This is a genomic window from Cohnella kolymensis, assembly GCF_000829465.1.
GTDB lineage: Bacteria > Bacillota > Bacilli > Paenibacillales > Paenibacillaceae > Cohnella > Cohnella kolymensis.
The window spans coordinates 100,397-120,257 of record NZ_JXAL01000006.1 but is presented as its reverse complement, the minus strand read 5'-3'; the positions used below and the strand labels follow the sequence as shown (position 1 = coordinate 120,257).

Genomic DNA, 19,861 nt, shown 5'->3' with positions numbered 1-19,861 from the left:
TTGGGGTTCACCAAAAGTCACACCCTCCAAGCTTATATTGTTAAATACGAATTGACTGGATAATTTGTTGCGCAGGCCTTATTGCTTCTTGCTTGAGCCTGGTAATGGCTGAATCCGTCGACTCATGCCACTGGTCCGGATGATTCAGGAGATGCACCGCGTCCTCGGCGAAAAAGTGTGGATCGATAGACTCAGTCGTGCCGGCGGGGCGCTGCCCGAGCCGGTGCAGGAACTGGTCGATCTTGGGATCGTACGAGATGCCGAGAAGCGGGACCCTGCGGTTGGCTGCATAGATAAGCGAATGCAGCCGCATGCCGATGAGCAGCGCGCATCGGCTCACTTCCCGCAGCATCAGCTGCGGGTCCTCGTGCGACGGGGCCAGCTCCGCTAGGCCCGCTGCCGCACCCAGCCGTTCCATCACATAGCGCGACGCATCCTCGTCGCTGCCTTGATGGAACGGCAGGAAGCGCAGCCGGACGCGATGCCGTCCGGCCAGCGCTTCAAGCGCTGCCGCCGTGCGGTCCAAGTCCGCGCGGTCGCTGCGCCAGAACCTGACGGACACGCCCACCACGGGCGGCGTGTCCTCCCCAGCCGCCGGCGGCGCCACATCCGCCGCGCCGCCGAGCGGCAAGCCCATGACCGGATCGGGCACAACGTCGATCCGGTCCGCACCCACACCATATCGGCGCAGCAGTTGCGCCGATTCATCGTCGCGCACGGACAAATACGCCGCGCGCCTAAATGCCCTGCTGATGAACGGCTGGAACAGCTTGCGGTTCACCGGTCCTATGCCCTGGGCATAGACAAAAGTGGGTTTCCCTGCCCAGCGGGCCATCTCCATAATGCCAAGATAATAAGGAATAGAGCCGAGTCCTGTCGCATCCTGCAGAAGACTGCCGCCTCCGCTGATCAAGCCGTCACTGCTGCTAAGCGCCTGCCGTACTTCCGCCAGTTTCATGCGGTGCACAGCCTCAACGCCGTACTGCCGCGCCGTCCACTCCGGATCTGCGGAGAGAACGACAGGCTCCACCGTTACGCCGGTTTGTAAAGCAGACTCCTCTAACGCGGTGAGAATACTTTTGAGTACCGCCTCATCCCCGCTGTTGCGAAAACCATAGTAGCCGGAAATTACCAGCCGGCGAGCTTTATTTTCACTCCCGGCGGCATTGTTTAAACCTGTCTTCTCACCCATCGATTGCGGACTCCTTCACCGATTTGCCAAACGGCAATAATACCAAGGCCGATCAACGCGCCGATACCGAGACCGAGCAGAACCCGGATGATCGAAAGCACGAGCGGCGTATGAATATGCGCGAACGTATCCACCATGGACAGCTGCGCGATCGTTCCGGCAATAAGCAGAACCATGGCCCAGCGATACCGAAGCGCCAGGAATATACCCGCCAAAAATAACGGATGACCGAGGAACGCTTCTTTGGTACGGGGACGCACGCCGAAAGTATTTTCCAGCAGAGCGCGGAACTTGAGCTCCAGTCCGGATACCGAGCCGGCGTTGCCGGTTCTTGTCATATAGTACATACCAGCCGCGCCTAGCACGCCGAGTGCCACAATCCACAACACCGTAAGCGGCATCGCCAGAATGCGCCGCGCATTGCCGACCACGGTATTGCCCGAGCCGTACAAGAAAACGTATAAAGCAACGAGCCCGATCGGAGCAGCATGAAGCAAGCTGACACCGCGGAATTGCTGCAAAACAAGGCTGTACGAAATGTGATTCAGCAGCGCCACCACCAAAGGGATGGCCGCAAGAGAGAGCACGGTTGTCCGGATGAACAGAATGACCGCGCCGCCCAACCGTTTGGAGGCGGAGATCGGCTGATCCCCCGCGCCTTCGCGGAGCTCCCTGAGCCGCTTGATGAGCAGCACGACGGATGCCGTAGGAGCGGCTATCGCTGCCAGCAATGCAAGCATTTGAATCATCAGTGTCGAGTTCAGCACATACAGTCCCGCTCCGCCGATTGCACCCAGCACAAAAGCAGGCGCCAGCAGTGACGGTACGAACAATCCGAAAGCGAGTGCGATAAGCGCAATTGCTCCAAGTGCCGTCAAGCCGCGCAATAACAGCTCATAAGGAGCATGGTGAGGCTGGAACGCTTGCGGCGCACCCGGCGTGAAGCCGAAATCAGCAAGCTCGGCAGTTACGCCTCTCGTATCTCCCTCACCTTGCAAAACGTAAACAATCGTATCGAGCGGATGCACAACCTGCCCTTTGCTGACATCGCGAACCGTCATGGCATTCAAATACAGAATACGGATGTTGCGGTCTTTCACCGCGAGAACAAGCCGGTCCGCCAGCTGTTCCTTGCGGATCGTCATGATTTCCGCGTCTCCGACCGGATGAGCGCGAACGGCATTATAGTCCAGCAGATTTGCCAGCCTGTCGATGCCCTTCTGCGGGACCTTCAAATTTTCAAAAATACCGATTCCGATATTGTGCTTGTTCAGCAGTTGGGCGAAAGCGGCCACACCTTGCGGCCCTTCTTCAAAACCGGTGACGGCCTCGCCGTCGAACACGATTTGTTTCACTCCGAGCTCCTGGAACGACCGCAGCCATTTGTCCAGTTCAACTGTGTCCAAAGGATCGAACCGATCCGATAGCCGCGGTATGATGAGGAACCCTTGCTCCTTCAGCTCCTGCATGGCTGCAGGATTAGGCTGCATCGGGCGGATCATCGCATCATCGTAGCCGAGTCCGAGTATGACGCCGGAGCGGCCTTTGAAAGACCAGTCCGTAACATCAGCGCCATGGTTGCGGAACGCCCAGTCGATGACGGGACGCAATTGTTTCTCATGTTCGGGATTCGTAAAAAGGACATAAGTGCGGTTGTCCCCGGGATCTGCGACCCGCTGCTCCAGCAGAGCCGCTTGCGAGGCGTTATAGACGGCAACTTCACCTGCCCAGGCCAGCTCCTCCAGCGTGCCCTCGAACACGATCATGCTGTTAACACCCGCATCCTTAAGACGCTTCAGCTGCTCTTGCACGAAAGCTTGCGGATTCGTCTGGGATGCTCCTACCTGCAGCAGATCGCGGTAATCCATTGCGATCGCAACTTGATTCGCCGAGGATTCCGTCTGGACTCTTGCATACATTACCGGCAAAGATGCCACGATACCGACCAGCACGACCCACCAAAGCCACCGCGCCAATCGCGTATTCCATTTATTCAGCCACTCCGGCACAACTGTCACTCCTTCAATTCTTTTCGTCAAATTTCGCGGGCTTTGCGCAAAAGGAGCGGCGGTCCAACGACCGCCGCCGCTTTTCTGTTTATGAGAGCGAGTCGACTCGTGCCATGACCGCTGAAATCAAGCGTTTCAGCGCGGCCTCCGCTTCATCCAGTCCCGTGCCCCGCACCGCAAAATATACTTTAATTTTCGGCTCCGTACCCGAAGGCCGGAGGCAGAACCACGATCCGTCGCCTAGAATGAACTTCAGCACATTCTCGGAAGGGAGACCATCCAGTCCGCCGGCATAGTCGAGCATGCGCTCTACCGGTTTTCCCGCAATCTCTCCCGGCGGGTTGGAACGCCAATCTTCCATAATAGCCGCGATCTGTTCCACGCCGTTCTTGCCCTTGAGCGTGCGCGATTCCAGCTTTTCCAAATACGTCCCATACTTCTCGTAGAGCTCCAACAGTACCTGGTACAGCGTTTTACCTTGAGACTTGTAATAAGCGGCGGCTTCGCAAATGAGCAAAGCGGCGACAACCGCATCCTTATCGCGCGCGTACATTCCGGTAAGGTAGCCGTAGCTTTCCTCGTACCCGAACATGAAGGTGTGGGAGCCGGTCGCTTGGAATTCGGACATTTTTTCGCCGATATACTTGAAGCCGGTCAAAGTGTTGAACACTTCGCAGCCGTATGATGCGGCGATATCCGCTCCCATCTCGCTCGTCACGATGGTTTTGATTACTGCGGCATTCTCTGGTAGCTTGCCCTGGGCTTTCCTGTTCGATAGCAAATAATTGACCATCAAAGCCCCCGACTGGTTGCCGGTCAGCACCACATAGCGGCCTTCATCGTTCTTCACGACGGCACCCATGCGGTCGCAATCCGGGTCGGTGCCCACGATGATATCGGCTCCGACCTCATCCGCCAGCTCGATCGCCAGCGTGAACGCCTCATGTTCTTCGGGATTCGGAGACTTGACCGTCGGGAACATCGCGTTCGGCTGCTCCTGTTCCGGCACCACATGAACGTTGGTGAATCCTGTTTGTGCAAGTACACGTTGAATCGGTATATTCCCCGCACCGTGAAGAGGCGTGAATACGACCGACAGGTCTTTACCTGCTTGGCCTTTCAGTATCTCAGGTTGAACCGTCTGCTCCACAACCGCATCGATGTAGCGCTGATCGTCTTCATCGCCGAGCCAGTTCAGCAAACCTTGCCGCTCAGCCTCAGATTGTGTGAGCCGCTTGACCGCATCGAACGACTGCACCTCGCGAATGTTCGCGATGACCTGCTCCGCTTCATGGGGAACCAATTGGCCGCCCTCGGCGTTGTAAACCTTATAGCCGTTATATTCTGGAGGGTTATGGCTCGCTGTAATGACGATGCCGCCCGTTGCTTTCAGATCCTTAACTGCAAAAGACAACTGAGGAGTAGGACGAAGGGAACGGAACAGATGTGTCTTGATTCCATTAGCAGCCAGCACACACGCCGCTTCTAACGCGAAAACATCCGAATTGCTGCGCGAATCGTGCGCGATGACAACAGATGGAGATGATGACTGGCCCAGCAAATAATTCGCAAAACCCTGTGTGGCTCTGCCGATCACATAACGGTTCATCCGGTTCGTGCCGGCGCCCATCACTCCGCGCAGACCGCCCGTTCCGAACTCAAGCTCCCGATAAAACCGATCCTCGATCTCTGCCTCTTCCCCTTTGATAGCGAGAAGCTCCTCTTTCGTCACTTCATCCACATTGGGATCGTTAAGCCAAGATTCATAAACTTCGTTCGGAGTTTTCACCATACTCATTCATCCCTTCTCGATATCCTATGACCTCTTTCCTTGTAATCTTGAATATATCGTGTAGATGGAAAGGCGTTACTCAAATTTGCCGGCTTGCTTGCCTGAGGTGTAATGACCTATTACCCTTTGGAAGGGTCGGATAACGCAAACATAAGCTCACCTTCGGCGACAACAGTGTCCCCGACCCGGGCAACGGCGCGCCCTTTGCCGATGGGGCCTTTAAGCCGCGTAATCTCTACTTCTAGCGTGAGGGTGTCGCCCGGCTTCACTTGCCCGCGGAAACGGAACTCGTCTATCCCGGCGAAAAAGCCTAATTTACCGCGGTTTTCTTCTACCACGAGCATAGCGACGGAGCCGACCTGCGCCAGCGCCTCGACAATCAATACGCCCGGCATGACCGGATAACCCGGAAAATGCCCGACAAAAAAAGGTTCGTTCATCGTCACGTTTTTAAGCCCCACCGCGCGTTTGCCGGGTTCAACTTCCAATATCTTATCTACCAGCAGGAACGGCGGCCGATGGGGGATGATTTCCTGAATTTGCACAATGTCCAACATGATTTGGGGGATCCTCCTCTAATCAGCGCATAAGCCGCTTGGAAGCGGCCGATAATACAATTATCCCTTTGTCGAAACTGCAGTCGCAAAGGTTCGATATAAGAGCTTGCCGCATAGCCGTCACGGCTGGCTGCAGGCTCTTTGGTCAGGCATCGGGACTGTTTAATCTGCGAAATTTCGAAAGGTATATAGCCGACGCAATGAAGGATAAAGCAATGCCGCTCCAGAGCACCGCCACACCGCCCGGCTGTTCCAGAAACAAGAGCACAACCGCCAGATAGTAGACGACCGTGGTTGCTTTGCCCAACAGGTTGGCCGGTACGGTTTTGTAGCCGCGGAAATGAAAAAATGCCGAGAAGGCAATCATGCCGACCTCTCTGAACGCCATGACCGCAACAGCCGACCAAGGCAGCATATGCCCGAGCAGCAGCGCGATTACGACGGAAAGCATCATCAGCTTGTCCGCCAGCGGGTCGAGCATGATGCCGGTCATCGTGATCTGCCCGCGCCGGCGGGCGATGTAGCCGTCAAGAAAGTCCGTCAATCCCGCAAGCAATACGACCAAAAGAGCCGTGATGCGATAGTCGTTGAAGTATAATGCCAAAAAGATGGGGATTAAAATAAATCGGGACACAGTAAGCATGTTGGGCACGTTCATCCCCGGATTTTTCCCTCATTTCTCTCAACTTCTCCATCATTATACCGCTGACCTTTATAAATGAAAACTCCCCGGAACGTTCCGGGGAGTCCGATCTCTCTATTGTCACAAGCCTCTGCAGGGCTTTAGCCGCCGTCCGCGAACACCAGATCATACATATGCTTCCATGTGTTCATATCGAACACACCCGACATGGGCTGATCGCCCAGCACCACATACCCTATCGCTAAGCCTACCAGCAATGCCGCAATGCAAAGAACAGGAATAATGAGAAGCTTAAAGCTTACCCACAAAATACGACCGATTATCCGCCCGGCAGAACGCCCGCTCTTGTCCGGCGTACGAGGGGTTTCTGTCATGGCTCCGTAATCTCCTCAACCGCGTAAGTTATTGGCCATACCCATCATATCGTTGCTCGAGGAAAGGGCACGTGCACTCAATTGATAGGCGCGCTGCACCATCATTAAATCCGTCATCTCGGCCGTCATGTCTACATTCGATTGCTCGAGATAGCCTTGCCGAATGGCAAACTCCGTTTCCGGATCTCTCACCACCGGTGGTTGTGAGGTAAGCAGATCACTTGGAATCACGTAAAGATTGTCCTCAGACAATTGCAGCAGTTCCGGTCTGACCACTTCTGCCATCTTCAGTTTTCCCAAGTTAAGCGGGGTGGAACCCGCCGGGCCGGTTGCCGTGAGCGTGCCGTCTGCGGCAATGCTTAGATCGTAAACGTCCGGGACGGTGACAAAGTCCGGCGTTCCGTTGTTATCCGCCACCACAGGATGTCCCGTGTTGGTGACCAGTTCCCTGCCGCCCCCTTGAAGCGGTATTAACTGAAATGCCCCGTGACGCGTATATGCAGGCGGTCCGCCGATTTTCCCATCGGGCCTGACCTCAAACATCACATTGCCTTCAATCGCCGCATCAGTCATACTGCCTGTCTCTTGAAGTGAGCCTTGGGATAAGTCCAGCTGCATCGACGTGATCTTCGCGCCCCACCCGTTCGTAAAACCAAGAGGTGTGCGGCGTCCATCCTGTTCAAAATCCTTCAGGTGAGAATTCACGTTAGTCAGAATATCTTCAAACACCGCCGTCTTGCGCTTATAACCGACGGTGTTGGCATTGGCAATATTATCAGCGAGCAGATCCAGCTTCTGCTGGAGCGCGCCCATCGATACGGATGCGCTGATCATCGAGCTGTTCACTTAGCTGTCCCTCCTTTCGTCATCCGTTAAACGCGGCCGATTTCGTTAACGGCCTTATCCAAGCTGCGATCATAGAATTGTACCACTTTCTGATTCGCTTCATAAGCCCTAAGTGCCGACATGATATCTACCGCCGACTGGGCGGAGTCTACATTGGAGCGTTCGAGGTAGCCTTGGCGGACCTGAACTCTCTCCGTGGGATCGGCCAGGTTCAGCTGACGTATACCAGCGGGATCTCCTGTATATTCATATCGGCCGTCACCTTTGCGGATCAGGAGATTGGGATTTTCAACACTGACAATGTTTAGTTGAGGCGAATTTGCAAGCGCCTGCCCTGTTGTTGAATCCACCAGCCTGCCGTCGCCTGTGACTGTCACTTGCTCCCAAGCAATATCATCGATCTTGATGGAACCGCCGTTCTTGTCGACCACCTCAAAGCCATCCGACGTCACCAGCGTGCCATCCGGGAGCGTCTTGAAGCTGCCGTCCCTGGTATACCTTTCACCTTCAGGTGTCCGTATGGTAAAGAAAGCTTCCGGTTTATATGTCACTTCCCCGGTATCGGGATCCACATATTTGCCGGAGGCGTCGAACTGTATGCCGGCAACTGTGATATCCGACATCAGCGCCATATCCTGTCTGCGATCGGTTTGCTGCAGGTCGCCCTGGCCCATCCGCATTAAATTTTCTTCCGCGAATACGCCGAGATTCAGCTTGCCCAGCTTGCCGTCGGAAGGATCAGGGCCGCCTAATGCGGAAATCAGCATATCGGGAAAAGCGCGGTTAACCGCGTTCATCTCCTTGAAGCCGGGAGTGTTGAGGTTCGCGATGTTGTTCGTGACCGTATCGTGGCGCCGCTGCTGCGAAAGCATCCCCGAAGCTGCTGTATATAAACCTCTTAACATGGAGATTCCTCCTTAATTCTTGGCGAGATCCTCGCCCTTCGCTAACTTAATTTATGAGTGATCTTGTCGAGATGATCGAGCATGATTCCGGTCCCTTTGACTACGCAGTGAATGGGATTTTCGGCAATCAAGACGGGAACTTTAAGCTCCTCCGACAAGACCGCGTCCAAGCCGTCCAAAAGCGCGCCGCCTCCGGTAAGTATTACGCCGCGGTCGATGATATCCGCGGACAGCTCCGGGGGCGTCCGTTCCAGCACGGATTTGGCTGCCGCAATAATGGAGCTGATCGGATCCGATAACGCTTCCCGAACTTCTTCGGAAGTGATGTTTATCGTTTGAGGAAGTCCGCTCACCATGTCGCGTCCGCGAATATCCAATTGCTCGCGCCGCCCGCCGATGTATACCGTGCCGATCTTCATCTTGATATCTTCACTGGTGCGTTCGCCGATCAGAAGCTTATATTTGTTCTTTATGTATCTCATTATCGCCTCATCGAACTTGTCCCCTGCGACTTTAAGAGAAGAGGCGGTTACGACGTCGCCCATGGAAAGGACGGCTACATCCGTCGTGCCTCCGCCTATATCGATGACCATATTCCCGCTCGGCTGGAAAATATCCATGCCGGCGCCGATTGCCGCAACTTTCGGTTCCTCTTCCAGGAACACTTCTTTGGCACCGCTTCGCTCCGCCGCTTCACGGATCGCTTTCTGCTCGATCGACGTAATGTTCGTCGGTGCGCATATCAGAATGCGGGGACGCCCGTACCAGCTGCTTCCCCCGACACGTTGGATGAATGCCTTGAGCATCATCTCCGTCACTTCAAAATCTGCAATGACACCATCTCTCAGTGGTCGGATGGCCACAATGTTACCCGGAGTCCTGCCCACCATTCGACGGGCCTCTTCTCCTACCGCCAATACTTTTCTGGTTTCGCTCTCGATGGCGACAACCGACGGTTCGTCAAGGACCACTCCCTTGCCTTTAACATGTATGGATACGTTCGCCGTACCAAGATCGATGCCAATGTCTTTGTTGAACATGACGTGTATGATCCCTCACCGTTATGGAATGACTGCTGCAATGTTTAAATGTAGCTTAGATGGGTATATTATTCGCCACAAGTATAATAATTCCTTTTTTATCGACAATATTATGGATATTATGCTTTCCCTGCTGTCAAAACTTCACGTTTTTTGATGGTTGTTTTCTTATATTTGATCTTGGTCGCTTCTCCTCCCCTCAGGTGCCGGATCGATTTATGGTACTCAAGAATGTGCTTGACCTGGTCGGCCAAATCGGGGTTGATTTCCGGCAGCCGCTCAGTCAGATCTTTATGCACCGTGCTTTTGGAGACACCGAATTCTTTGGCTATCGTTCGCACCGTATGGCGCGTCTCCACAATGCAACGGCCGATCTTGATCGTGCGTTCCTTGATGTAATCGTGCACGCTCCCGCCTCCCTGCTGAAATAGATTGGTACATTATATGAGGGGCGCGGTCACTTATTCTTTGTAGCCAAGCCTGACAAGCCTAGAAAGTCCCGATTCCGACGAGAACTATGGGTACAAACGTTCATCCCATGCATCTTTAGTCCCACGCAAAAAGACAGAGAAGCTTGCGCCGTCTGCCTTTCTGCTTGCTTTCCCAGCCGATTTAATGGTGATGACCTTATCCCTAATCAAAAATAATCTCCACTACCGGCATCAATGGGGGCATTTTTATGGCCGCTTAGGCCAAGCTTCTTTCAATTAGGAGTTGTTACTTAATAGGTCTTTTATATCAAAAAGAAAGAGGGCGCTCGTCCCGCATCTTGTACGGGAAAAGCGCCCTGCTTCTTGTAGCTTGCGACAAATTACTCTTTTGTTTTGATCAAGGTAGCCGGATTAACAGACTTGCCGTTGTTGTGAACCTCGAAATGTACGTGGATCCCTTCAGCCGGTTCAAACTCGCTTTCACCTGCTGTTGCGATCAGATCGCCTTGCTCCACTTCATCGCCGACTTGAACCTTCAAGTCTTTCAAGCTTTGGTAGATCGTCACCAAACCGTTCGGATGCTCGATTTGCACCTCATAGCCGTTGACCGTATTCTGCTCGGCCACCGATACCTTCCCGCTCATTGCAGCCAGGACTTCGAATTCTTTGGCGTCCTTACGGGCCAAATCTACGGCCATATGCGGGATGAACTGCTGGTTGTACTCTACCAATGCGGCTTGGCGCTCTTCTTCCGATGCTTTTTCATCATAGAAAGCCATCTTGGTGTCCATGTCTTCCAGCTTTGCTACCGGCCACTGGAGTGTTTCTCCGTTGGCGGCAGCTTCCAGGGCGTCAGCGCTTGATTGACCGGCGGTATCGCTCTTGTCGACATCTGTGAGTCCAGGAACGGCTTGCTGTGGATCTTTCTCTACCGCTCCCGAATTCAGCCAGAGAATCGTTACGATAATTGCTGCCGCGGCCATGTAAGCTGCAGGGAATACCCAGCGCTTGGAAAGCAGCCTCTTCCATCCGGAAGGCTTGACAGCGGAAGACGATTCCGCAACCGACTTGGTAGACTCTTCGATCTTGCGTGGAGTTTTGTTACCTTCATTCATTATTATCATCACCTCAGTAAGCCATTCTTACCAGGTGACGGGGTTTTATACCTGTTTTAGTTGAAAGATTACAATTTTTGTAGCGAAAAGATATTTAGAGACGTTTTCCGGACCGATTCAGAAGCTTCGAAACTTTCTCTATGAGGGTGCCCGTATAGTAATGTTGCACGATTTGGCGGGCGGACATACCTGCTTGTGCCATGCCTTGCGCCCCCCACTGGCTCATGCCGACACCATGTCCGCTTCCGAAGACTGTCATGACCACTTTGTCCTTGCGAACAACCCACTCGAAAGATGCCGAACGCAGGCCCAGCTTATTACGCACCTGCTCGCCGGTTAAAATTGTTCCGCCGGCTGAAAGTAGTTTCACTCGATGACCTGCCGTTCGTTCGACAATGCGGATCGTTGGCTGACGGATCACACCGGCGCCGGCCGAGAGGGAGCGCACTCCGAGCTTTTGATAGAAATCGGTCAAGGGCATCTCCACCGTTTCCGCCGCTCGTGGTGAGCCCTCTTTATCCCAAGGACTTGCAACCGATCTGAGGTACGGGAGTTTAGCCGGAAATACTTCTTCCGAATTTTCCGTATATCCGTTGCTGGTAGAAAAGAAAAGCGCCTCAATCGGCTCGCCTCGATAAGAGATAACTTGTCCGGCGGTATCCTTTACCGCCTTTTGAACCTTTCGCCATCCCGCTTGGTCAATTGCTGCCAGCCGTTTCATTTCGGAAGACGATCGGTATACTTGATGAGTTTGCGTATCGGTCACATCCGCTCCCGGCACCGGCACACCTGATTTGTCATTCAGCCAAAGTTTCCGAACAATATAAGTTCTTGCGGCCAGCGCCTGAGCTTCAAGAGCTGCCGGCTCAAAATCGACCGGCATCTCGGCTGCCACCACTCCAGCGACATAGGTTTCGAGCTGCACCGATTCTACTCTTTTATCCTCCATTAAATATACTCGTATGTTGATCCTCGGCTCAGAATCAGCTTCGTCTGCACCCTTAGCGCCCAAGGTTGGTGCACCGTCTGCATCCAGGGGGCCGGCTACATTGTCGACTGTTTCGATATTCTTCGTACCTTGCGAGCCTTCGTTGTCCTCAAAAACACCCTGCGAAACTAAATCAGCCTGCGCCCCATTATCCGAATGGAGATGCAGCCACGATAATACCGCGAATGCGACACCCATGGAAAATGCCAGCCATAAATTCAAAGTCGCTTTGGAACTCGTACCGGTCAGCCATTTTTCATTTTGCTTGCGATCCATGGGAATGGCTCACCTGCCAAACATTATTTTCAGCAATCTATCGCAGACTCTCTATTTAAGATTCACAGCTTGTCTGCGTTCGCCGATGCTTTCAAAATATGCAGGCAATCCGATAGGTAGAACAACAATGCTAGACAGTGTGCTTCCTCCTGTACAGTTTGCTCGTGCACATCAGATGTCCCTGCAACTTCACTTATGGCCACTATCCCCTTCATGCAGGAGGCTTTGTGTGTTGGATCCCTTATGTCCACTATCCCGCTCGTGCAGGACGTTCTCTCAATTGACTCCTTTTGGCCTCTATCCCGCTCGTGCAGGACCATTTCAGTTTTTTTGCTTTTAACCGTTATCACTTTCTTGAAGGAACCCTGAAAAAGCAAATAAAACTTCCAGTTGCGAAAAAATTTTGATTGCTAGACGATTGATTTTTTGGTAAATTATATATAGAACACATGTTCTTATTTTGGAGGAATAATAGTGGTGGAATCTCTGGGCTTTGAGGAGTTTTGTGAGCGCTTTGAGCAGGAGGATGTTTGCAGGGCTGCTTTGTATGAAGCGAGATGGCCGGACGGATTCCGCTGCCCGCGGTGTGACGATCAGCATGCATACGTCATCCGCAGTCGTAAGCTGCCGCTGTATGAATGCAGTTCATGCAGACACCAGACATCGCATATTGCCGGTACGATTTTCGAGGGTAGCCGTACCCCGTTGAGATTGTGGTTTCAAGCTCTGTATCTCCACGCTCAGCCTGGCGGTATCAGTGCGCTGCGGTTAGCTTCCATTATCGACACAACTTACAAAACAGCCTGGCTCATCTGTCATAAAATCCGCCATGCCATGAGAGAAGCTGACAAAAGTGAATTGCTCACCGGCCTGGTTCGAATCAATTGGGGGCAATATGGCGGACCATATAACCCCACCGTCTATCTACATCCGCAAGAACACATTCTTCTTATGGCCGCCTCCATCGAGGAGACTGGGGAATTGGCTCAAGTCAAAATCAAGCAAGTGCCCCAGGATCATCTTAATGAAGGCTACATCGTCAGCTTCGGAAAACGACAATTTATTAAAGAACATGTGGCTCCTGATGCCTATGAAGTGATCGTTGAAACACGCAAATTCCGTGCTAATAAATTTCAACCTTTGTTTCAGATGTGCAAGAAGCTTAACTGTTGGCTGAACTTTACATTTCATGGGATCGGCGGAAAACATCTGCAAGCTTATTTGGATCAGTACTGCTTTGGAATGAACATGCAGCTGCGTCGACAGCCGATTCTTACTAAACTATTAGAACTTTCTGCTAGTACCCCTACTTTGACCTATCCTGTGTTGATCCGTGACAAAACAGCAAGGAGAAAGTCCAGACCCTTGTCCTTTTTCCGCGTAAGAGCAGCAGCAAGTTAAGATTTTTTCAATATTCGTTTGCGCAACATTTTGGATGAATGACGAGTCTAATATGTAAACGGTATCATTTTAATGAAGTTACAATTTTGCTGATCCGGTTCCTGAGCAATCTCTATATCGATTTGAGTATCACCTGAGTGACGGGGATAGTGCCCATAAGGACTTGAAAGGGAGTAATGCAGCGCCGGCACCAATCCGAAAAATGAAAAATCCCTCAAACCCGCGAAGGCTTGAGGGACTTGTATAAGTATGCGATGAGTGCGGTGAATTTCGGGAAAAAAGCAGCTTATGCCAGTGTGGCTTGAACGTTCAGCACACCGACATCCGCTTTTGCGGCTGGGCGCTGTGGTTGCTGCTGCTGTTGTTCCAGATGCTGAAGCAGATTCGCAGGTTGCAGTTGTGCTTGCTCGGCCTCTTCCAAAAGCTCTTCCGGAGAAGGCGCACGCAATATGTCGGCTCCGAGTACGGCCAATTTGCTGACAATATCCACATAGCCGCGTTCGATATGGTGAAGTCCGGTTACTTCCGTGCTTCCCTCAGCTGCAAGGGCTGCACAGATGAGTGCGGCGCCTGCACGCAGATCAGTTGCGCATACGCTGGCACCGGAGATCTTGGCATTACCGGTCACAATTGCTGTGCGGCCATCCACCTTGATCTCGGCACCCATTTTTATCAATTCATCGACATGCATGAAACGATTTTCAAAAACGGTCTCAGTAACAATGCTTGTTCCATCCGCGACCAAGAGCAGTGTCATCATCTGAGCCTGCATATCGGTCGGGAATCCGGGGTACGGCAATGTCTTGACGTCAACGGCACGAAGAGGATGGCTCGCTCTGACACGAATGCCGTTCTCGTCGCAGTCGATGACTGCACCCATTTCCTCGAGCTTTGCAACGACAGGACCGAGATGGTCGCGAATAGCGCCTTCAACATATACATCTCCGCCGGTAATGGCAGCTGCGATCATATAAGTGCCCGCTTCGACGCGGTCGGGAATGACATGATGCTCCACGCCATGCAAACGCTCAACACCCTCAATGCGAATGACACCTGTACCCGCACCGCGGACTATGGCGCCCATGGCATTGAGATAGTTCGCCAGGTCGACGATTTCCGGTTCTTTGGCGGCATTTTCGATGGTCGTTGTGCCGTCTGCCGTTGCAGCAGCCATCATGATATTCTCTGTGGCTCCAACGCTGGCAACGTCTAAGTAAATTCTGGCTCCGCGCAATTTCCCGTTAACAGTGGCTTCAATGGCGCCTTGGCCGAAGCCGATCTCTGCTCCCATTGCTTCGAAACCCTTCAGATGTTGATCGATGGGACGCGTTCCGATCGCACAACCCCCGGGAAGCGAAATTTTCACTTTACCCAGTCGTGCCAACAGTGGTCCCATAACCAAGAACGATGCACGCATTTTTCTTACTAACTCGTAAGGTGCTTCATGTGAAGTCAGCGATTCAGCTTGCAGACGGACACTTCCGTCACTTTGCTGTGCGTGAACCCCCAAAGCCGCCAGCACTTGCAGGATGTTCTTTACATCGTCAAGGGCGGGAACGTCATGAATGACGCTGGATCCTTCTTCTGCTAACAGTGCAGCCGCCAGGATCGGGAGGACTGAATTTTTGGCGCCGTGTACGCGAACTGTTCCCTTCAGGGTACGTCCGCCGCGGACGATGATTTTGCTCATGGGTGGTTCCCTCCGCGAATAATAGATTTTTTCCGGGCTGCAGGCGATCGCCTTACCCTGAAAAACCCAAATTTCATAATACCACCGAGCCCAACTTTGGCACAAGCGGCAACTTTTGGCGTTTTTCGATCGTTTCTCGACATTTTTCTTTCGTTATTTCCCTGTCCCATCCCGTTGCACACTTATTACCCATTGTTTTCATTCCGACACACCCTTATGCGGCCGGCCGTTATCCGGAACGGAACAGCCAATTGATCGCACGAGTCCATGTCCAATAGTCCAAGACGAACCGGGCGACCAGGTGTCCCAGGGCAATTGCCGTCAGCAATTGCAGCAATCGGGCACGTGCACTTCGGGGATTCCGGACGAGTTTATCGAAATTGAGCTCTTGAAGTATTACCCAAGAAAAGGCGATACAGCCAAGCGTCACGATTATGGCAAGTAATCCTTCCCAGCCGGCCAACGCGAGCACTGATCCATCCATCTTCAAGCATTCCTCCCGCGCAAGTTCAATGTTGTGACGGTTGATGGTGTTCGGTCATTGCCAGGAATTTGGGAAAGCCATTGTAACGCATAGGACCACATCGTAACATCTGTTGCTTTCAGGAACAATAGGGCGTTTTTACCCCCTGCCGACAAAAACGATTCATATGCCCACAATTGTGGTGATATATCTGTGTGCCGTAATTTCTGAATAGACCGCTGTTCGAGGCCGGTCCAAAGCGCGGAAAAACCGGCAAAGGCCATGTTAACCGACTCCGTACGCATTTCCAGTAAATAACTTCGATTCCCCGCAATGGGATCCGCCGTTAGTGTTAAGTAATAAGTGCCCGGCGGCAGCAGCGCTTCGGCTTGAATCGAAGTGCGGCCATGGGATTTACTCCATTTTTTTAAGGTTTGCAGCTTTCTATCCCTTAATACAAGAGATGTGCCCGCTGAGCCGGGCAAACGGGTTAGCTGCAGCTTTACTTTCTGTTTGCCATTAATGGTCAGATGGAACCAATCCTGGTCCTTCCCCGTAGGCAAAAGCCCAGTATAAACGTTATCGGACGACAATGGGGTGGCCGTTAACGGTCCCTCATTAGGTTCATTCGGATCTACGTATTGGGTAATATATTCCAAAGAGACTGTATACGTCCCGATTACAGGTTCAGGTCTTGGTGAGGAAGCGTTTCTGACCTTGATATAAAATTTGCCGGCTTTCACTTGTTGTAAAGTCAGGTGTTCGCTGTCCCCGTCTCCCCGTTCGTCTGCAACAGTCGCGGTGCCACCCGCAGGCTGGACCAGAAGCTCCGGGTCTATGCGTGTGGTGTCAGTAGTTACCGAAATTTTGACCATTCCGTCTTTCGGCAAACTGATGACCGCCCAATCCTCATCTCCAGCCTGATGAAACGATCCCGTCCATTGCTGGCTGCGAGAAGGAATGGTCATCGCCGACGCAGGAGTGTCATTCGGCTCGCTGGCGTCGGGGCGCATCTCGAAGTGCGAGGTAAAGTGATAATCCCGGGATCCATTCGAGTTGTTTCGCGGCTTCACCGCTTTAAGCCAATAAAGGCCTTTTGCAACGCGCCACTTCCCGATTACCCCAGGTGAGTCATCCTGCTCCGATTCCACCAGCGCGTTCTCGTCATACAACGACAGCTGCGCTTGATCTCCCAGAACGGAATAATATCCGTCATAAGGGATTTCAATGGAATACCAATCGTTATCGCTCTTACTTCCCCATGCAGCGGTCACTTCTTTGCCCACAGGAAATGGAGCTGCCTCAGCCTTGGAGTTATTCGGTTCACGCCAATCCTCACGCGCATCCGCCGCAACTGCTTTGTCCACAGACAAAAAACCGTAGCCGGTGTTTGAATTCCAGCCCTTCGGATTTTTCTTCAAGGCTGTCATTCTTAACGCTTCCCGCAGACGTGATGGCGCCCAGTCGGGATGTACCGCCTTCAGCATCGCCGCAGCTGCTGCGACCTGAGGCGCTCCCATAGAAGTTCCTTCCATCTGGGTGATGCCGCCGCCGACAGCCAATGTCTGCACACGCCAAGCAGCGCTCAAATCGACTTCAGGACCGGATGTGGATTTCAGCACAGGTTGTAAGCCTTCGGACCCTGACACGCCGAGTACAGTCGGATATGCGGCCGGATATTGGACGGCTGCTTTCGCACCGTGGAGAACCGCATCATTACCGCTGGCGGCGATGAGGAGCACTCCTTTGCTCTCGGCCCAGGCTACCGCTTCCCGTAAATCCGGGGCGTCACGCCTTAGTCCAAGCGAGAGCACGACAATATCGGCACCCTGTTCCACCGCATAACGAAGACCGTTCGTCAACCTCTCTTCGGTGCCGGAACCCTGATCATCGAGTGCCTTGACGGGTAACAGCTTTCCTTTCCAACGGGGCTTACCTGAGCTTTGCCCCGCCTTCGCCGCTTCAGCGATAATTCCGGCCACGGCAGTACCATGTCCGTTGTCATCCTGAGGCGGCTTGCGTTCGTCGATCAAGTTCTTCCCCTTAAGCAGGAAAGGCCTCAGTTCAGGGTGATTGAAATCGACACCTGTATCCACAATCGCAATGGTTGATGTTACATCTTCTGTTAATGCAGCCCAAGCACGCGGAATCCCGATGCTGTTCAAAAAAGCTGGGGACGACGAAATACCCGGTTGTGCAGCAACCCGAGCTTGCGACGATGCGGCAATCCTCACCTCATCCGAGGAGAGGCGGTACTCTCGCGGGGATAGGAAAGACGTCAGCAGCGGCGCCGCACAAATGAGGGAAATGGCGGCTATGGAAAGGATTATTCGCAATCGGCGAGTAACCTTTCTTCTTCTGTTAACGATATCTCTTATCCGAACCACGCCTTTATGAACTTCTTTATTCTAAAGATATCTTTTCGAGTTTCGACAGCGATTTCCTTCTTTCGTGCAAAAAATACTTCTTTGGTCGCAATCTGTCGAATGCTTCAGGTGTCTGCAGACATGCTTTAACCTTGTTTACTCAACAAAAAACCGTTCAAAACAGATGGGATCTGTTTTGAACGGCTGCGATATGTCAGTTGGACAACTCTACCCTTGCATCAGTAAATCGACCGGTACGGAGAAGATCTGATCTATCCAATCCAATATCGGCATCGGCAGGAAGCCGAGCAGCAAAGTTGCCGCCGTGCAGAGCCAAACGGTGACTGCAGCCGGTACCGGCAGCCGAAGCTCGGAGTCCGAAGAACCGCTTCTCATATACATTTGCCGGATAAACGCGAAATACACGGCATAAGAGATGACCGTTGTCACCAGCAGGATGGCCGCCAGCCAGTACTGCTTCGTCTCGATCGTACCGAAAAGGATAAACAGCTTCCCGAAAAATCCTCCGGTTACCGGAAGCCCCGCTAATGAACAAAGAAGTACGGTCATTGCGCCTGCGGTCCACGGAGCCCGGTAATACAGCCCGGCGAAGCTGCTAACGAATGGTTATCCGAGTCTCTTGTGAGCATCGTAAGCACTGAAAATGCGCCGACATTCATGAACGCATACGCGATTAAATAATAAATGAATTCAGAGAACAGCGACGTATGCACGTTAGTGATGTCGAGTGTCAACGGGATCAAAAGGATCCCCGCGTTCGCGACGCCGGATAATGCCAGGAGCCGTTTCACATTTTTTTGGCGCAATGCGCCGACTGTACCTATGATCATCGCAGCCGCCGCCAGCACGGCCAGGGCGAGGAAGATATCTTTATGCATGGTGCCGTCTTCACCGAACGTGAAAAACGCCGAATTCATAAAGACGCGGTACAACATCGCAAATGCCGCACCTTTGGCGACAACGGCTAAAAATGCAGTGACCGGCGTGGGCGCTCCTTGATACACATCGGCTGCCCAGGCGTGAAACGGAGCTAAAGCCAGCTTAACGGCAAATCCCGCGATCATCAGGAAAAAACTGATGTACAGCAGCTCGGTAAGGGGCTCCATTGCAGGCTCCACGCCTTTTACAATCTGCACCAGCTGCGTGCTGCCCGTCACTCCGTACAGGAAGGACATGCCATATAGAACAAATGCGGAGGCCACTCCTCCGGTAATGACATACTTGAAAGCCGCCTCGCTTGAAAGCCGGTCTCTTTTGCGCGCGCCAACCAAGATATATGTGGTTATGCTGAGCAGCTCCAGACCGACAAACAACGTGAGCAAATCTCCGGATGAGGCCATCACCATGGCACCCAATACTGCCGGAAGGATCAAGTAATAGAACTCGCCTTTTATCGCCATATCTTTATCGCGTATCGTTCCCAGGGAGGATAATACGATGAACGCCGACGCGGCAAGGAACACGAGCTTCAACAAATTGCCGAAGTCATCGACACGATAGCTTCCGCCTAGCAGGTTATAGACCTGAGGCGAACTGCCCGTCGGTGTAGCTCCTTGCAGCATGATAATATGCAGGACAACAAATACGCCTGCGGTCACCAAACCGGCAAGAGTGAGCCAGCCGATCAGGTCGCGGTTTGTGCGCTTGGGCAGCAAAAGGTCCAGAACGGCAAGCACAACGGTGAACACCGACACAACGAGTTCGGGGGCTAGAAGCCAAGCGTCGCTCCATTGTAATGTCAATGGTTCCATG

At 52.8% G+C, this 19,861-nt stretch carries 18 protein-coding genes; 1 reads left to right on the top strand and 17 read right to left on the bottom strand.

All coding sequences use genetic code 11. The features are described 5' to 3' along the window. Window positions 1–40 precede the first annotated feature (40 nt). From csaB to spoIID, 12 genes are all read right to left on the bottom strand, one after another. Entirely contained in the window at window positions 41–1,192 is a 1,152-nt protein-coding gene (csaB, locus tag SD71_RS06610) for a polysaccharide pyruvyl transferase CsaB (RefSeq protein WP_052476036.1), read from the bottom strand. Continuing rightward, window positions 1,171–3,111: a DUF5693 family protein gene (locus SD71_RS06605; RefSeq protein ID WP_407637527.1), complete on the bottom strand. Its 1,941-nt coding sequence runs from the start codon at window positions 3,109–3,111 to the stop codon at window positions 1,171–1,173. The genes csaB and SD71_RS06605 overlap by 22 nt, the downstream gene beginning before the upstream one ends. A 178-nt stretch (window positions 3,112–3,289) precedes the next feature. Beyond that, window positions 3,290–4,999 carry a phospho-sugar mutase gene (locus tag SD71_RS06600; RefSeq protein ID WP_041061227.1) on the bottom strand — a complete coding sequence of 570 codons (1,710 nt, stop codon included), beginning with the start codon at window positions 4,997–4,999 and terminating at the stop codon, window positions 3,290–3,292. Window positions 5,000–5,112: 113 nt separating this feature from the next. Further along, window positions 5,113–5,550, bottom strand: a complete 438-nt coding sequence (fabZ, locus tag SD71_RS06595) for a 3-hydroxyacyl-ACP dehydratase FabZ (protein WP_200889567.1) — start codon at window positions 5,548–5,550, stop codon at window positions 5,113–5,115. Between the two features lie 145 nt (window positions 5,551–5,695). Next, window positions 5,696–6,208 carry a CDP-alcohol phosphatidyltransferase family protein gene (locus tag SD71_RS06590; RefSeq protein WP_041061222.1) on the bottom strand — a complete coding sequence of 171 codons (513 nt, stop codon included), beginning with the start codon at window positions 6,206–6,208 and terminating at the stop codon, window positions 5,696–5,698. Window positions 6,209–6,333: 125 nt separating this feature from the next. Next, window positions 6,334–6,567, bottom strand: coding sequence for a DNA-directed RNA polymerase subunit beta (locus tag SD71_RS06585; RefSeq protein WP_041061219.1), 234 nt, complete (start codon window positions 6,565–6,567; stop codon window positions 6,334–6,336). A gap of 15 nt (window positions 6,568–6,582) precedes the next feature. After that, window positions 6,583–7,413: a flagellar hook-basal body protein gene (locus tag SD71_RS06580; RefSeq protein ID WP_041061216.1), complete on the bottom strand. Its 831-nt coding sequence runs from the start codon at window positions 7,411–7,413 to the stop codon at window positions 6,583–6,585. A gap of 26 nt (window positions 7,414–7,439) precedes the next feature. Then, window positions 7,440–8,318: a flagellar hook-basal body protein gene (locus SD71_RS06575; RefSeq protein WP_041061213.1), complete on the bottom strand. Its 879-nt coding sequence runs from the start codon at window positions 8,316–8,318 to the stop codon at window positions 7,440–7,442. A 41-nt stretch (window positions 8,319–8,359) separates the two neighbouring features. Next, window positions 8,360–9,358: a rod shape-determining protein gene (mreB, locus tag SD71_RS06570; RefSeq protein ID WP_041061210.1), complete on the bottom strand. Its 999-nt coding sequence runs from the start codon at window positions 9,356–9,358 to the stop codon at window positions 8,360–8,362. A 119-nt stretch (window positions 9,359–9,477) separates the two neighbouring features. Beyond that, window positions 9,478–9,765 (bottom strand): sporulation transcriptional regulator SpoIIID, encoded by a 288-nt coding sequence (gene spoIIID, locus SD71_RS06565; RefSeq protein ID WP_041061207.1) that lies wholly within the window; start codon window positions 9,763–9,765, stop codon window positions 9,478–9,480. A gap of 404 nt (window positions 9,766–10,169) precedes the next feature. After that, complete coding sequence (locus SD71_RS06560; protein WP_041061204.1) at window positions 10,170–10,904, bottom strand: M23 family metallopeptidase; 735 nt, start codon at window positions 10,902–10,904, stop codon at window positions 10,170–10,172. A gap of 94 nt (window positions 10,905–10,998) precedes the next feature. Continuing rightward, window positions 10,999–12,168, bottom strand: a complete 1,170-nt coding sequence (gene spoIID / locus SD71_RS06555; RefSeq protein WP_052476035.1) for a stage II sporulation protein D — start codon at window positions 12,166–12,168, stop codon at window positions 10,999–11,001. 474 nt (window positions 12,169–12,642) lie between these two features. On the opposite strand from spoIID, the gene SD71_RS06545 reads away from it, so the two are divergent. Continuing rightward, entirely contained in the window at window positions 12,643–13,569 is a 927-nt protein-coding gene (locus SD71_RS06545; RefSeq protein ID WP_052476034.1) for a transposase, read from the top strand. A gap of 286 nt (window positions 13,570–13,855) precedes the next feature. Here the strand turns inward: SD71_RS06545 and murA are convergent, their stop codons facing one another. The 5 genes from murA to SD71_RS06525 form a co-directional block, all read right to left on the bottom strand. Continuing rightward, the gene (gene murA, locus SD71_RS06540) at window positions 13,856–15,259 is read right to left on the bottom strand and encodes a UDP-N-acetylglucosamine 1-carboxyvinyltransferase (RefSeq protein ID WP_041061199.1); all 1,404 of its coding nucleotides are present in this window, start codon (window positions 15,257–15,259) and stop codon (window positions 13,856–13,858) included. Window positions 15,260–15,488: 229 nt separating this feature from the next. Next, window positions 15,489–15,743 (bottom strand): DUF1146 family protein, encoded by a 255-nt coding sequence (locus tag SD71_RS06535; protein WP_041061196.1) that lies wholly within the window; start codon window positions 15,741–15,743, stop codon window positions 15,489–15,491. A 2-nt stretch (window positions 15,744–15,745) separates the two neighbouring features. Beyond that, window positions 15,746–18,109 carry a S8 family serine peptidase gene (locus SD71_RS06530; RefSeq protein ID WP_082034092.1) on the bottom strand — a complete coding sequence of 788 codons (2,364 nt, stop codon included), beginning with the start codon at window positions 18,107–18,109 and terminating at the stop codon, window positions 15,746–15,748. Between the two features lie 207 nt (window positions 18,110–18,316). Beyond that, window positions 18,317–18,658, bottom strand: coding sequence for a proton-conducting transporter transmembrane domain-containing protein (locus tag SD71_RS25840; RefSeq protein ID WP_326998712.1), 342 nt, complete (start codon window positions 18,656–18,658; stop codon window positions 18,317–18,319). Next, complete coding sequence (locus tag SD71_RS06525; protein ID WP_326998711.1) at window positions 18,655–19,860, bottom strand: NADH-quinone oxidoreductase subunit N; 1,206 nt, start codon at window positions 19,858–19,860, stop codon at window positions 18,655–18,657. The genes SD71_RS25840 and SD71_RS06525 overlap by 4 nt, the downstream gene beginning before the upstream one ends. Between the last annotated feature and the right edge of the window lies 1 nt (window position 19,861).